We start from the raw sequence: 13877 nt of genomic DNA, 5'->3' as shown, positions 1-13877 counted from the left end.
CCCTCAGCCCAGTCTTTGCGCATGCCAGCCAATGTGCTCGGCCATGAAGGTCGAGATGAAGAAATAGGAGTGGTCGTAGCCGTCGCGCATGTTGAGCGTCAGCGGTATGCCCGCCGCCTTGCAGGCGTCCTCCAGCAGCCAGGGCCGCAGGCCGTCATCCAGGAATCCATCCGCCTTGCCCTGGTCGACAAGCAGCTCCGGTATCCGGAACCCGTCTTCGATCAGCGCCACGCTGTCATAGGCGCGCCAGGCATTTTCGTCCGGGCCGAGATATTTCTCGAAGGCCGGACGCGACCAGCCGGCGACCATCGGGCGCGCTATCGGCGCGAACGCCGAAACCGAGCGAAAGCGGCCGGGGTTCTTCAATGCCAGCGTTATCGCGCCATGGCCGCCCATGGAGTGGCCGAAAATCGCCTGCCGCTCCATATCCAGCGGGAAATTTTCGGCGATGAGCGCAGGCAGCTCAGCCGCGACATAGCTCTCCATGTTGTAATTGGCGGCCCAGGGCTGCTGCGTCGCATCGAGATAGAAGCCGGCGCCGCTGCCGAACTGCCAATTGTCCTTTTCGTCGGGCACGGTTTCGCCGCGCGGGCTGGTATCCGGGCAGATGATGGCGATGCCCAGTTCGGCGGCCGCCTGCCGGTACTCGCCCTTGTCCATGACATTCTGATGGGTGCAGGTCAGCCCGGAAAGGTACCAGAGCGCCGGAACCGGGCCCTGTTTCGCCTGCGGCGGCAGGAAGACCGCGAAGGTCATGTCGCATTGGCATGCCTCGCTCCTGTGGCGATAGACCCCTTGGGTTCCGGCGAAACTCCGGGCGAGGGAAAGCGTTTCCATGGGCCTGCTCCTGTCTATTGGCCGAGCGAGACGGCGACATTGACCGCCGCTGCTACCAGAACCGTGTTGAAAAAGAACGATACGACCGAATGTACGAGATTGACCTTGCGCATGTCTGTCGTCGTGATCGCGGTATCCGACGTCTGTCCGGTCATGCCGATGACGAAGGAGAAATACAGGAACTCGATGCCGCCGGGCTCCGTGCCGCCGGGGAAACCCAGCCCGCCGGCATGCGGGCTGCCATGACCGGCGCCGGGTTGCCAATAGAGATGGGCATAGTGGATGGCCGCCATCATGTGGATCGTCAGCCAGCCGAGCGGCACCGAGGCGAGCGCCAGCGCAAGATCGACGGGATGCGGGCGCTGTGCCGAATTGATGAGTGCAAAGAGCGAGCCGACCGCGACGATGACGGCGCCGAGCGTCACGGCGAAGATGAGCCACACCGGCACATCGGAGCGGGCGGCATTGCGGCGCAGATACTCCGCCGTCAGCGCCGGAAGCCGGATCGAAGTCAGCACCAGATAGAGAACGAAGAACAGGTTCGCGGCCACCAGGTAGGACAGCCGCGGCGCCAGCCAGAGGGCGACGACAAAGCCGGCAATTCCACCGATGGCGCCGATGAAAAAGGGCTGGTGCCGCGACATGCCGCCTACTCCGTCAGCATCATGGCTGGCCGCTGCATGTCGATATGCGGAATATCGTCCTCGAGATATTCATCCGATACCGCGACGAAGCCGAACGACCCGTAAAACTCCGTCAGATGGCTCTGCGCCGACAGGCGGATCGGCTGGCCGGCATAGAGCCGCTCGCACTGGCTGACCGCTTCGGCCATCAGCCTGTCGCCGAGACGCCTGCCGCGATGCGCGGGCGAGACGACGACGCGCCCGATCCGCGGCGTCGGATCGGCCGGCGTGCCGCCGCGGATACGGGCATAGCCCAGAAGTTCGCTCCCCTGCATCAGCCGCAGGTGGAGCGCATCGATATCCTTGCCGTCGAGCTCGGGATAAGGGCATTTCTGCTCGACGACGAATACATCGACGCGCAGTTTCATGACCTCGTAGAGATCGCGCGCCGACATCTGCTCGAGACCGCTGAGGATGACGCGGTAATCCGCCATCAGAACGTCACGACGCTGCGGATGGATTTGCCCTCATGCATGAGATCGAACGCCGTGTTGATCTCGTCGAGCGGCATGGTGTGGGTGATGAGGCTGTCGATGTCGATCTTGCCCTCCATGTACCAGTCGACGATCTTCGGCACGTCCGTGCGGCCGCGCGCGCCGCCAAAGGCAGTGCCGCGCCAGTTGCGGCCCGTCACCAGCTGGAACGGCCGCGTCGATATTTCCTTGCCGGCTTCGGCGACGCCGATGACGATGCTGGTGCCCCAGCCGCGATGGCAGCACTCCAGCGCCTGGCGCATGACATTGGTATTGCCGGTGGCATCGAAGGAGAAATCGGCGCCGCCATCGGTCAGGTCCTGGATGGCCTGGACCACCTTGTCATTGCCGACCTCCTTCGGATTGACGAAATGCGTCATGCCGAATTTGCGCGCCATCTCCACCTTGCCCGGATTGATGTCGACCCCGACGATCTTGTCGGCGCCGACCATGCGGGCGCCCTGGATGACGTTGAGCCCGATGCCGCCGAGGCCGAAGACGACGACATTGGCCCCGGGCCAGACCTTGCCGGTATAGATCACGGCGCCGATGCCGGTGGTGACGCCGCAGCCGATATAGCAGATCTTGTCGAAGGGCGCGTCTTCACGGACTTTCGCCAGCGCAATCTCCGGCAGCACGGTGAAATTGGAGAATGTCGAGCAGCCCATATAGTGAAACACTTCACCGCCATCGCAGGAGAAGCGGCTGGTGCCGTCCGGCATCACGCCCTGGCCCTGCGTCGCGCGGATGGAGGTGCACAGGTTCGACCGCTGCGAAAGGCAGGTCTTGCACTGGCGGCACTCCGGCGTATAGAGCGGGATGACGTGATCGCCGACCTTCAGCGACGTCACGCCGGCGCCGATCTCGCGCACGACGCCCGCGCCCTCATGGCCGAGAATGGCCGGGAACTTCCCCTCCGAATCGAGCCCCGACAGCGTATAGGCATCCGTGTGGCAGACGCCGGTCGCCATGATCTCGACCAGCACTTCGCCCGGCTTGGGGCCGCCGATCTCCACCGTTTCGATGGTCAGTGGCTTGTTGGCTTCCCATGCGACGGCTGCGCGCGATTTCATATGACTGTCTCCCGATGCGACTTGCGATTGCTGATTTGCTTTTCCGCACTATCAGGATCGCAGGGGAGCCCGTCAATCGAAGCGGCGACATTTGGTTGTCGAAATGCCGCCGATCCGATTGGGGGTCACAGGCAAGGTCGTGGAACCATACCAGCCTGTTTACTCTATGATTTGGGTGCCGCTCCTTTGATTGAGGTTCTGCCGGGCCGCCCTCATCAAGGCTTGCGGGGTTCGGGCCGAGAGAAAATTCGAGATATCGGAAAGGGACACCGACCCGTCACCATTCTTGTCGATCTGCGCGAAATGATCGACGACAAACCCCCAGCCACTGGCTTGCGCCTGTTGGGCATCGATCAGATAGCCGCTCGGGCCCGCAGCCTTTTCGAATTGTGCCCGTATCTGTTCCTCGACCTTCTTCTGGACCAGTTCCGGCGTCATTTCCGGATATACCGTTCCGACCGGATCGGGAGGAGGCTGGCCTATATCATCAAAAGCCATCGTGAGCGACGTAGCGGCCAAGACCAGACCGGCAGCGAGTATGGCGATCAGGGAATGTTTCATGACATATGGCTCCTAGTTTGCAGCGGCGGCATCGACCAGCCGCTTCGCCGAGACGATTCTGGATTGCTGCATCGACTGCACCGCCACGGCGGCTTCGGCGTCATAGGGAGCGCCTTCGTAATATTGATCCAGCGTCTTTTTCAACAAGGGACGTGATGACTCGTCATTATAGATCATATGTCCGCCTTCGAACCATTTAACCGGAATACGGTCCAACAGGCCGACAGCTTCCAGATCGAGCTCCGTCTGGAAGCCCGGTGTGGCGATATCCTGATACCCATGCAGGATCAGCAGTTTTAACCCAGGATTGTAAGTCAGGGCACTTAGAATATCAGGTGTGCTGGTAGGCATGTTGGAAGCTTGACTGGCGCGCTTCCAGGCCCAGTTGCCGCGCGCTACACTGTTCGACGGCTGGTAATCGGACACGGCATTATAATTGGCGAAGTCCGGCAGATAGGTCTTGAACTGGTTAAGGAACGCCTTGTCGATGTAATCATCGGCAGCATAGGCCGTTTCGCCATTGACAAGCGGAACCTTCATCCGTGCATCGAAGCGACCAGTACGAAAGCCGTTCTTTCCCTTCTCATCTGTATAGCGCAGCTGAAAGAAGTGTGGCCGCAGATCCAAAGGCCTCCGATCCGTATCCCAGAAAAGCTGATCTTCCACGAACCGGTCACTCAAGTCCTTTTGAAAATCCTTCCCCGGCTTCGTTTGTTGGAAATTCTCCCATTCGGATTCCTTTATATACCCATCTACAATGTACTCATCGAATATGGGAGTATAAACGTCTCGCGTATAGGTCTTCATTGCCGTCAGAAAATCGGCCTTCGTCTCATTTTTGCGAATTGATTTGTGGAAATAGTCCGCTGTCATCGCATAGGATGGGATAAATCCGGCGCAGCTCCAATATTTTGCCTTTTCAGCGGCGGTTCCGAAGGTATTCCGCATATGGCAGTTCGATGTGTAATCGACGAGCGGTGAGTTGAGAATGTAACCGGAGAGCACCACGGGAGCCTTGCCCGAGCTGTCCGGTTCGAAACGGCTGGTTCCGGCTGCCTGGAGCAGATTGGCGACGATGGGTGTGCGAATGCCGCCATAGGATTCGCCATAGAGATATTTCGGCGAACTTTGGCGACCGTTGACGTTGTTATAACGGGTAATGAAGTCGGCAACCACCTTGGCATCGATATCCGTTCCCCATAGATCCCTGTTCTTCAGCGGCGCGATTGCCGCCGAGTAACCCGCGCCGGGGGGATCGACAAAGACCAGGTCAGATTGTCCAAGCAGGCTGATATCATTGTCCAGAAACGGAAAGCTTTCCGGCTGTTTGGCATAATCGCTTTCTGGAATGTTGGGCGCATCGGATTTCAACCTTTTTGGCGCCCAGGACCCCATGTGCAGCCAAATGGAGGACGACCCGGGGCCCCCGTTCCAGAAGAACGTCACTGGACGTTTTTCCTTGGGCAGATCATCCCTCGTATAGGCGGTGTAAAACACCGCTGCTTCCGGATTTTTCTTGTCCGCATCGTAGGTCACCAGATGACCTGCACGGGCAGTGAAATATACGGTCTTTCCGTCAAGCACCATATTGTGGCGTTTCGCTGAAGCCTTCTGGCTTACGTCGGCAAGCGCGACGCTTCCATCTGCCGTCGTGTCGAAATGTGTCTTCTCATCTATTATCGTGTCAGGCGGTGCGGCAGCGTTGAACGCCTCTTCCGGCGTTAGTGGCGGCTTTACCTGCGCTGGTTCCGCGGCGGCCTGTATCACCACCGGCAGGGCTGCGACGATTTCCGCCGGAGGAGTAAAATTGCTTTCTGATGCCTTCTCCTGGCTATCGTCGCATGCGGCCAGGAAAGCCAGAACGGCAAGGGAAAAAGCTCTGTAATTCATTTTGTTGAAATACCCCTCTTTTGAAAGGGACAGCATTTCCAACCGCTACGGCAGCGTCAATTGGTCGAAAGTCTATGGTCACGGATCAACCGACTGCCGGCAAAGTTCTTAGGAAAGAAATGTGTTATATTTCATATACATAGATCCGGCGTCGCCGAGATTTATACGGCGAAGGTATGAGGCGACCCGTCGAACAATACCGTCTCCTGCCAGTCCTCGTGCCAGTCCTCGTGCCAGGCCATGAAAGGCGTTTGCCCCACCCGTCCCCGAACTCGGCCGCGAACCCACCGGCGAACTCACCGGCGAACCCTCCCTGGGGGCTGGACATTTCCGGGCAAAGCCTGTCAAAAACCCGGCACAACCAGCCCCGGACGAAGCGCTTGAACGACCTGCCCCTCCTTCCCGTCACCGAGATATTTCCCGCGCTGGATCAGGCGCTGGCAACGAAAAACGGCGCCGTGCTGGTGGCGCCGCCGGGTGCCGGCAAGACGACGCTCATCCCCTTGCATCTGTTGCAGGCCGATTGGCGCGGCGACGGCACCATCGTGCTGCTCGAGCCGCGACGGCTGGCGGCGCGGGCGGCGGCGCGGCGGATGGCCGGCCTTCTCGGCGAGGATGTCGGGGCGACGGTCGGCTACCGTATGCGGCTCGACAGCAAGGTGTCCGCGCAAAGCCGCATCATCGTCGTGACCGAAGGCGTATTCGCCCGCATGGTGCTCGACGATCCGATGCTTGCCGGCATAGCGGCGGTGCTTTTCGACGAATTCCATGAGCGCAGCCTCGATGCCGATTTCGGCCTGGCGCTGGCGCTGGACGTGCAGGGAGCGCTGCGGCCGGACCTGAAACTGCTGGTCATGTCGGCAACGCTCGATGGCGCGCGGGTCGCACGGCTCCTCGGCGATGCGCCCGTCCTCGAAAGCGAAGGGCGCTCCTATCCGATCGACATCCGCCATCGCGAGCGGCGCCCGGAGGAACGCATAGAGGCCGCCATGGCCAAGGCCATCCGCGACATGGTCCATGCGGAGCCGGGCAGCATCCTCGCTTTCCTGCCCGGCCAGCGCGAGATCGAGCGAACGGCGCAGCTGCTGGCGGATGATCTTCCGGCGGATTGCTTCATCGTGCCGCTCTACGGCGCGCTCGAAGCCGCGATGCAGGATGCGGCCATCAAACCGGCGCCGCCCGGCAAGCGGAAGATCGTGCTGGCGACGTCGATAGCCGAAACCTCCATCACCATCGACGGCGTTCGCATCGTCATCGACAGCGGGCTGGCGCGGCTGCCGAGATTCGAGGCCGCCACCGGACTGACGCGGCTCGAAACGGTTCGCGCTTCTCGAGCGGCGGTCGATCAGCGGGCGGGCCGCGCAGGCCGGACCGAACCCGGCATCGCCCTGCGTCTCTGGCGGGCCGAACAGACCGCCGCCCTCGAAACCTTCACCACGCCCGAGATATTGCAGGCCGACCTCACCGGACTCTTGCTCGACTGTGCGGCATGGGGCCTTGCCGACCCCGCCGACCTGCGGTTTCTCGATGCGCCGCCGCGTCCTGCACTCAATGAAGCGCGGCTGCTGCTCAATGAACTCGGGGCGCTGGAGGACGAGCGGCTCACGCCGGTCGGCAAGGCCATGCGCGGCCTCGCCTTGCCGGCCCGCCTCGCCCACATGGTCCTGCTTGCACGGGAGCGCGGCGAAGCCTTGCAGGCGGCCGAACTCGCCGTTCTCGTCACCGAACGCGGCCTTGGCGGCAATGATGCCGATCTCGACGCGCGGCTCGCAAATTTCCGCCGTGATCGCGGCGAGCGGGCAAGGGCGGCGCGAGCCCTGGCGCAAAGACTGGCGGGACCCGGCGCCAACAAGGCCGCGGCGATGGTCCATGCCGGCCGGCTGCTGCTCGACGCCTATCCGGACCGCGTCGCCAAATCGCGCGGCAACGGCCAGTTCACCCTCGCCAATGGTCGCGGCGGCGAGGTCGATGCCATATCGCCGCTGGCCCGGGCGGCATTCCTGGTGGTCGCGGATATGGCGGGCAGAGCGGGGCGCGCGCGCATCCTCGCCGCCGCCGAGGTTTCCGAGGCCGACATCGCCGAGGCGCTGGCCGGCAAGATCGTCACCGCGCGGCAGACCGCCTATGACAGCACCCGCAATGCGCTTTCGACGCGCGAGACGGTGCGCATCGGGGCGCTGGTCCTGGCGGAACGAACATTGCCCGCGCCTGGTGGGGACGAGGCGAATCTCGGCGTGATCGAGGCGATCCGCGCCCATGGCCTCGACATCCTGCCCTGGCCCAAGGAAGCATCGATCCTGCGGCGGCGTCTCGCCTGGCTGCATAGCGGCCTCGGCGCGCCATGGCCGGCCATGTCGGACGAAGCGCTGCTGCAGACGCTGGAGGACTGGCTGCTGCCGTTTCTCGGCGGCACGCCGCGGCTGAACGACATAGGCGCCGCCGCCATCACCAACGGGCTGAGGTCGCTGGTGCCGCATGAATTGCAGCGCAGGATCGATACGCTGGCGCCGACGCATTTCACCGTGCCGACGGGTTCGAACACTCCCATCCGCTACGAGGAAGGGGAGCCGGTGCTGAGCGTGCGCGTGCAGGAACTCTACGGGCTTGCCACCCACCCGGCGATAGCCAACGGCACCGTGCCGCTATTGCTGGAACTGCTGTCTCCGGCGCACCGGCCAATCCAGATCACCCGCGACCTGCCGGGGTTCTGGAAGGGGTCCTGGTCGGACGTGCGCAGCGAGATGCGCGGCCGCTATCCCCGCCATGTCTGGCCGGACGATCCCGCCACCGCAGTCGCGACCAGCCGCGCCAAACCCCGGGGCAGTTGACCGGTCAATAGTCTTGGCCAATGGTCTTGGCAAGCAGTCCGCAATTCCCAATTCCCTTTGCGCGGCGATTGCTCTAAAGCAGCCGCATGGTTCAGGATATCGGGATACGTTCTTCCTATCTGTCGCGGCGTCTGCGGCTGACGACGCTCATCCGCCTGCGCTGGCTCGCCGTCGCCGGCCAGAGCGTCGCGGTGCTTTTCGTCGCGCTCTATCTCAAATTTCCCTTCCCGGTCAGCATCTGCTTCGCGCTCATCGCCTGCTCGGCATGGCTGAACCTGTTGATGTCCTTCCGCTATCCGATCAATCATCGCCTCGAGCCGCGCGCCGCCATAACGGTGCTGGCCTTCGACATCCTGCAGGTGGCGGGGCTACTCTACATGACCGGAGGGCTGCAGAATCCCTTCGCCGTGCTGATGATCGTGCCGGTGATCATTTCGGCGACGTCGCTGCCCTCGCGTTCGACCATGGCGCTCGGGGCGCTCGTCACGCTGTGCGCGACGGTTCTTGCCTATGTCTATCTTCCCCTGCCCTGGTATCCGGGCCAGGTCATGCAATTGCCGCTGGTCTTCATCGCCGGCGTCTGGTGCTCGGTGGTTTCCGCACTGGCCTTCACCGCCGTCTATGCCTATCGCGTCGCCGAGGAGGCACGGCTTCTCGCCGATGCGCTGACGGCGACCGAACTGACGCTGCAGCGCGAGCAGCACCTTTCCGCGCTGGATGGGCTGGCGGCGGCGGCGGCGCATGAACTCGGCACGCCGCTCGCGACCATCGCGCTCGTCGCCAAGGAAATGGAGCGCGCGCTGAAGCAGGATGACCGCTTCGCCGAGGACGTCGAACTCTTGCGTTCGCAGACGGATCGCTGCCGCGAGATCCTCAAGCGGCTGACCAGCCTTTCCTCCACCAGCGAAGAACATATGTCGCGGCTGAAGATTTCCTCGCTGATCGAGGAGGTCATCGAGCCGAACCGCAATTTCGGCATAGGTATCGAGGTGACGAAGCTTTCCGGCGAGGGCAACGAACCGGTGGTCCGGCGCAATCCGGGCATCATCTACGGCCTCGGCAATCTCGTCGAGAACGCGGTGGACTTCGCCACCAATACGGTCCAGGTGCGGTGGGGCTGGAACGAGCGCACCATCGAGATCATCGTCAGCGACGATGGCAAGGGTTTCGCGCTCGATATACTCGACAGGATCGGCGAGCCCTATACGACCGGACGCGACCGGACGCTCAACGAACATGGCGGCGGACTGGGGCTCGGGCTCTTCATCGCCAAGACCCTGCTCGAACGCTCCGGCGCCACCATCACGTTCCGCAACCGCAACGATCCCGGCCAGGGCGCCGAAGTCATCGTTACCTGGCCGCGCGGCGCCATCATTGCCGAATAGCGGCATTATACCGCCGAAACCGTACAAAAATCATTGAAGGCTTTGACTTTTCGCTCGCCGGGACCCATTAACAGCGAATAATGATGACAAAAGAGCAGGAAACCCTGATGGATACTACGGATCAGGACGATATTGCCGCCATAGGCGACGATCCCACACTTCTTCTTGTCGATGACGACAAGCCATTCCTACAACGCCTGGCGCGAGCAATGGAATCGCGCGGCTTCACGGTCGCAACGGCAGAATCGGTGGAGGCCGGACTGGCAAGCGTCAAGACGCATGCCCCCGCCTATGCCGTCGTCGACATGCGCCTTGGCGATGGCAACGGCCTCGACATCATCGAAGCCATCCGGGCGCGGCGCGAAGATACGCGCGCGGTCATTCTCACCGGCTACGGCAACATCGCGACGGCGGTCAATGCCGTCAAGCTCGGCGCGATCGACTATCTGTCCAAGCCGGCCGATGCGGATGAAGTATTCGCCGCCCTGACCCGGCGTTCCGGCGAAAAGGTCGCGCCGCCCGAAAACCCGATGTCGGCCGATCGCGTGCGCTGGGAGCATATCCAGCGCGTCTACGAAATGTGCGATCGCAATGTTTCCGAGACGGCACGCCGGCTGAACATGCACCGCCGCACGCTGCAGCGGATACTGGCCAAGCGGGCGCCGCGCTAGTAGCATATATTGCTGGTGACCCTATTCCATGTCCGTGTCGGGCAGGTCGATGCCCGACAATTCGGCCAGGGTCATGCGCGTGGCACTCACCCGTGCAAATCTCAACGTCATGGCCTTGCGCGTCGCGCCCGCGAGCTTGTATTCGGGCGCGTCGCGGATGATCTCCGCACCGTAGCCGTCGGACAGGATGAAGCCGCAATCGGCCGGGAAGATGTCGGCCGGCACGCCGGGATGCGTGGCGAAGAACAGCCGATCGCAATGGTCGCGATAGATCGGCCATTTCCTGTCGGCCTTCCAATCCTCGATCGACGACTTGATCTCCACGATCCATATTTCGCCGTTGCGCGTGAGGGCGACCAGATCGGCGCGGCGCCCCGAGGCGAGCGGCAGTTCCGGCACGACGGCCAGCCCCATTTCGAGAAAAAGCCGCTGCACGCCACGCCGGACGAGCATGGCGTTTTCCGATTGCCGTCCATCGACGAGCGGGCTGGAGCGAACGGGACTTACGAGCGGCATGATCGAAGCATTATCGGCAAAATTGCAACCATGCGCAAAATTTTTCACAGCGCAGCGGCAATATCCACGGTTAACGGGAAACTAAGCTTTACGGTTAATGAAGCATTAACAATAATGGCCCTAGAGAGGCAACAATAAGATTTACCGCGATTCGAACAACTTTCTGGGGTGACCATGCGATTTAAGACTGCTTTCCTGGCGGTTGGGCTGATGGGGGCAACCGCTATTTCCGGCTGTTCCACTATTGGGCTCAACTATTCTACCGCTTCCTATAGTTCGGTGACCGATGCTGGCTATGTGCTTCCGGCCATACCGAGGGCCAAGGTGCCGCCGCAATATCTGCGCCAGGAGGTGCGCTATGACGGCGCGGAAGAGCCGGGCACGATCATCGTCGATACGGGCGCGAAGTTCCTCTATCTCGTCCTCGGCGGCGGCAAGGCCATGCGCTACGGTATCGGCGTCGGCAAGGAAGGCTTCGAGTGGAACGGAACGGCACGGGTAGCGCTGAAGCGTGAATGGCCGCGGTGGACGCCGCCTTCCGAAATGATCAAGCGCAAGCCGGAGCTCGCCGAATTCCGCGGCGGAATGGAGCCGGGCCTGCAGAATCCGCTCGGCGCCCGCGCGCTTTACCTGTTCAACAAGCGCGGCGATACCGGCTACCGCCTGCATGGCACCCCCGAATGGTGGTCCATCGGCAAGGCCATGTCGTCGGGCTGCATCAGGCTCATGAACCAGGACATCATCGATCTCTACAATCGCGCGCAGGTCGGCGCGAAGGTGATCGTGAAATAGGCTGGCAGGTCGTCCAGTAGTGCGTGAAGAGGGTGCCCCCGGCGCCCTCTTCCTGCGTTCTGGGGGTAGCGATCCCGATCCCCGGAGCCGGCCATTCAATCGCCGCCTGCCTTGCGGCCGGGCCGGGCGACAATTCATGTCGGGCCTTTGTCACGTTTCGGTTGTAATGTCCTGCCATTCCCATGGTCAGGGCTGGTCTTTTGCGAGATATAGGCTCTAGATTGAAGAACGATTGCATAAACTGGAAAGGCGCCAATGTTCAAAACCGTTTCCACGAAACCCTATGACGACCAGAAGCCCGGCACATCGGGCTTGCGCAAGAAGGTCCCGGTCTTTCAGCAGCCCAATTATGCCGAAAACTTCATCCAGTCCGTTTTCGATTCGCTCGAGGGTTTCGAGGGCAAGACTCTCGTGATCGGCGGCGACGGTCGCTATTACAATCGCGAGGTCATCCAGATTGCCATGAAGATGGCCGCAGCCAATGGTTTCGGCCGCGTGCTCGTCGGCAAGGGCGGCATACTCTCGACGCCGGCGGCGTCCAACGTCATCCGCAAATACAAGGCCTTTGGCGGCATCATCCTGTCGGCCAGCCACAATCCGGGCGGGCCGAACGAGGATTTCGGCATCAAGTACAATATCGGCAATGGCGGCCCGGCGCCGGAAAAGATCACCGAGGCGATCTTTGCCCGCTCCAGATCGATCGATGAATACCGCATAGCCGATGCGCCGGACGTCGATATCGACACGATCGGCCGGCAGACGCTCGCCGACATGGAGATCGATGTCATCGATCCGGTCGCCGACTATGCCGAACTGATGGAAACCCTCTTCGATTTCGACGCCATCCGCGCGCTCATCAAATCCGGCTTCACCCTGCGTTTCGATTCCATGCACGCGGTCACCGGCCCCTATGGCAAGGAGATCCTCGAGAAGCGCCTTGGCGCTCCGGATGGCACCTGCCTGAATTTCGAGCCGCTTGCCGATTTCGGCGGGCATCATCCGGACCCCAATCTCGTCCATGCGAAAGAACTCTATGATCTGCTGATGTCGGAGGACGGCCCCGATTTCGGCGCTGCCTCGGATGGCGATGGCGACCGCAACCTGATCATCGGCAAGGGTATCTTCATCACCCCCTCGGATTCGCTGGCCATGCTTGCTGCCAATGCGCAGCTTGCGCCCGGCTACAAGTCGGGGCTGAAGGGCATTGCCCGTTCCATGCCGACGAGCGGCGCGGCCGACCGCGTGGCGGAGAAGCTCGGCATCGGCCTTTACGAAACGCCGACAGGCTGGAAGTTCTTCGGCAATCTGCTCGATGCGGACATGGCCACAATCTGCGGCGAGGAGAGCGCCGGCACCGGCTCGAACCATGTGCGGGAAAAGGACGGGCTCTGGGCCGTGCTGCTCTGGCTCAACATTCTGGCGGTCCGCCGCACCAGCGTCAGGAACATCGCGCAGGAACATTGGGCGACCTATGGCCGCAATTACTATGCGCGCCATGATTATGAGGGTGTGGACAGCGCCGGCGCCAATGCAATGATGGAAGCGCTGCGGGCGAAATTGACCAGCCTGAAGGGCAAGGCATTCGACGGCCTGACCGTCGCCGCAGCCGACGATTTCGCCTATCACGACCCGGTCGACAAGTCCGTCAGCGAGCATCAGGGCATCCGCGTCCTGTTCGAGGGCGGCTCGCGCGTGGTGTTCCGCCTTTCGGGCACCGGAACCTCCGGCGCCACCGTTCGCGTCTATATCGAACGGTATGAGCCCGATCCCGCCCGCCACGATATGGAGACACAGGACGCGCTGGCCGATCTCATCCGCGCCGCCGAGGCGATCGCCGAAATCAAGGCGCACACCAGGCGCGACAAGCCCAGCGTCATCACCTGATCCCGCACTTCGCCTGTGGTGAGCCAACCCTCATGGTGGGCTCGCTGCAGTGTTCCGGGGAGACTGCAATAATGTTGTTGCGTGCTTCGACAGGCTCAGCATGAGGGAGGTGGGAGCTCAGCATGAGGGTGGTGGAGATCGGCATAAGCGAGGTGGATTAAATACGGAAAATCCTCACCACGCCCGCAAAATCGCGTCTGGTCATTGAAATGGGGGAGACGGGCGGTCTTCAGCGCGTCAGTATGGTATCAGGGTCGAGGTCCGAAGACCGCCCGCGACGTCTT

Annotated in this window: 12 protein-coding genes; 5 read left to right on the top strand and 7 right to left on the bottom strand. The window is 62.0% G+C overall.

Annotation, left to right across the window (positions count from 1 at the left end):
• Positions 1–3: 3 nt before the first annotated feature.
• From fghA to OSJ75_RS16590, 6 genes are all read right to left on the bottom strand, one after another.
• A complete protein-coding gene (fghA, locus tag OSJ75_RS16615) occupies positions 4–837 on the bottom strand; it encodes an S-formylglutathione hydrolase (protein WP_267228800.1) in 834 nt (277 codons plus the stop codon).
• A 14-nt stretch (positions 838–851) separates the two neighbouring features.
• Positions 852–1481, bottom strand: a complete 630-nt coding sequence (locus tag OSJ75_RS16610) for a DUF1345 domain-containing protein (protein WP_267228799.1) — start codon at positions 1479–1481, stop codon at positions 852–854.
• A gap of 5 nt (positions 1482–1486) precedes the next feature.
• Positions 1487–1954 (bottom strand): GNAT family N-acetyltransferase, encoded by a 468-nt coding sequence (locus OSJ75_RS16605; RefSeq protein ID WP_267228798.1) that lies wholly within the window; start codon positions 1952–1954, stop codon positions 1487–1489.
• Entirely contained in the window at positions 1954–3066 is a 1113-nt protein-coding gene (locus tag OSJ75_RS16600) for an S-(hydroxymethyl)glutathione dehydrogenase/class III alcohol dehydrogenase (RefSeq protein ID WP_250020182.1), read from the bottom strand. Before OSJ75_RS16600 ends, OSJ75_RS16605 begins: the two co-directional genes overlap by 1 nt.
• Positions 3067–3225: 159 nt before the next feature.
• On the bottom strand, positions 3226–3627 hold the full coding sequence (locus tag OSJ75_RS16595; RefSeq protein WP_250020181.1) for an EF-hand domain-containing protein: 402 nt from the start codon (positions 3625–3627) through the stop codon (positions 3226–3228).
• Positions 3628–3639: 12 nt separating this feature from the next.
• Complete coding sequence (locus tag OSJ75_RS16590) at positions 3640–5553, bottom strand: S10 family serine carboxypeptidase-like protein (protein ID WP_267228797.1); 1914 nt, start codon at positions 5551–5553, stop codon at positions 3640–3642.
• A gap of 344 nt (positions 5554–5897) precedes the next feature.
• Here OSJ75_RS16590 and hrpB point away from each other — a divergent pair, with 344 nt between their 5' ends.
• The 3 genes from hrpB to OSJ75_RS16575 all read left to right on the top strand — a co-directional run bounded on the left by hrpB (position 5898) and on the right by OSJ75_RS16575 (position 10401).
• Positions 5898–8345: an ATP-dependent helicase HrpB gene (gene hrpB, locus OSJ75_RS16585; RefSeq protein ID WP_267228796.1), complete on the top strand. Its 2448-nt coding sequence runs from the start codon at positions 5898–5900 to the stop codon at positions 8343–8345.
• 86 nt (positions 8346–8431) lie between these two features.
• On the top strand, positions 8432–9730 hold the full coding sequence (locus tag OSJ75_RS16580) for an ActS/PrrB/RegB family redox-sensitive histidine kinase (RefSeq protein WP_267228795.1): 1299 nt from the start codon (positions 8432–8434) through the stop codon (positions 9728–9730).
• A 107-nt stretch (positions 9731–9837) separates the two neighbouring features.
• Positions 9838–10401 carry an ActR/PrrA/RegA family redox response regulator transcription factor gene (locus OSJ75_RS16575; protein WP_250020177.1) on the top strand — a complete coding sequence of 188 codons (564 nt, stop codon included), beginning with the start codon at positions 9838–9840 and terminating at the stop codon, positions 10399–10401.
• A gap of 21 nt (positions 10402–10422) precedes the next feature.
• Here OSJ75_RS16575 and OSJ75_RS16570 read toward each other — a convergent pair whose 3' ends face one another.
• Complete coding sequence (locus tag OSJ75_RS16570) at positions 10423–10917, bottom strand: MmcB family DNA repair protein (protein ID WP_267228794.1); 495 nt, start codon at positions 10915–10917, stop codon at positions 10423–10425.
• Positions 10918–11091: 174 nt separating this feature from the next.
• On the opposite strand from OSJ75_RS16570, the gene OSJ75_RS16565 reads away from it, so the two are divergent.
• On the top strand, positions 11092–11709 hold the full coding sequence (locus tag OSJ75_RS16565) for a L,D-transpeptidase (RefSeq protein WP_250020175.1): 618 nt from the start codon (positions 11092–11094) through the stop codon (positions 11707–11709).
• A 255-nt stretch (positions 11710–11964) separates the two neighbouring features.
• Positions 11965–13593: an alpha-D-glucose phosphate-specific phosphoglucomutase gene (locus OSJ75_RS16560; RefSeq protein ID WP_267228793.1), complete on the top strand. Its 1629-nt coding sequence runs from the start codon at positions 11965–11967 to the stop codon at positions 13591–13593.
• Positions 13594–13877 lie beyond the last annotated feature (284 nt).

Source organism: Phyllobacterium sp. 0TCS1.6A, from assembly GCF_026420825.1.
In the GTDB taxonomy this organism is placed as follows: Bacteria; Pseudomonadota; Alphaproteobacteria; order Rhizobiales; family Rhizobiaceae; genus Phyllobacterium.
The sequence above is the reverse complement of the archived record's forward strand: the minus strand, read 5'-3'. Positions and strand labels throughout refer to the sequence as shown.

Coding starts and splice junctions, on each gene's coding strand:
- OSJ75_RS16565 (WP_250020175.1), top strand. CDS start 11,092: ATGCGATTTAAGACTGCTTTCCTGGCGGTTGGGCTGATGGGGGCAACC.
- OSJ75_RS16560 (WP_267228793.1), top strand. CDS start 11,965: ATGTTCAAAACCGTTTCCACGAAACCCTATGACGACCAGAAGCCCGGC.
- OSJ75_RS16580 (WP_267228795.1), top strand. CDS start 8,432: ATGGTTCAGGATATCGGGATACGTTCTTCCTATCTGTCGCGGCGTCTG.
- OSJ75_RS16590 (WP_267228797.1), bottom strand. CDS start 5,553: ATGCTGTCCCTTTCAAAAGAGGGGTATTTCAACAAAATGAATTACAGA.
- OSJ75_RS16600 (WP_250020182.1), bottom strand. CDS start 3,066: ATGAAATCGCGCGCAGCCGTCGCATGGGAAGCCAACAAGCCACTGACC.
- OSJ75_RS16605 (WP_267228798.1), bottom strand. CDS start 1,954: ATGGCGGATTACCGCGTCATCCTCAGCGGTCTCGAGCAGATGTCGGCG.
- OSJ75_RS16570 (WP_267228794.1), bottom strand. CDS start 10,917: ATGCCGCTCGTAAGTCCCGTTCGCTCCAGCCCGCTCGTCGATGGACGG.
- OSJ75_RS16595 (WP_250020181.1), bottom strand. CDS start 3,627: ATGAAACATTCCCTGATCGCCATACTCGCTGCCGGTCTGGTCTTGGCC.
- fghA (WP_267228800.1), bottom strand. CDS start 837: ATGGAAACGCTTTCCCTCGCCCGGAGTTTCGCCGGAACCCAAGGGGTC.
- OSJ75_RS16610 (WP_267228799.1), bottom strand. CDS start 1,481: ATGTCGCGGCACCAGCCCTTTTTCATCGGCGCCATCGGTGGAATTGCC.
- OSJ75_RS16575 (WP_250020177.1), top strand. CDS start 9,838: ATGGATACTACGGATCAGGACGATATTGCCGCCATAGGCGACGATCCC.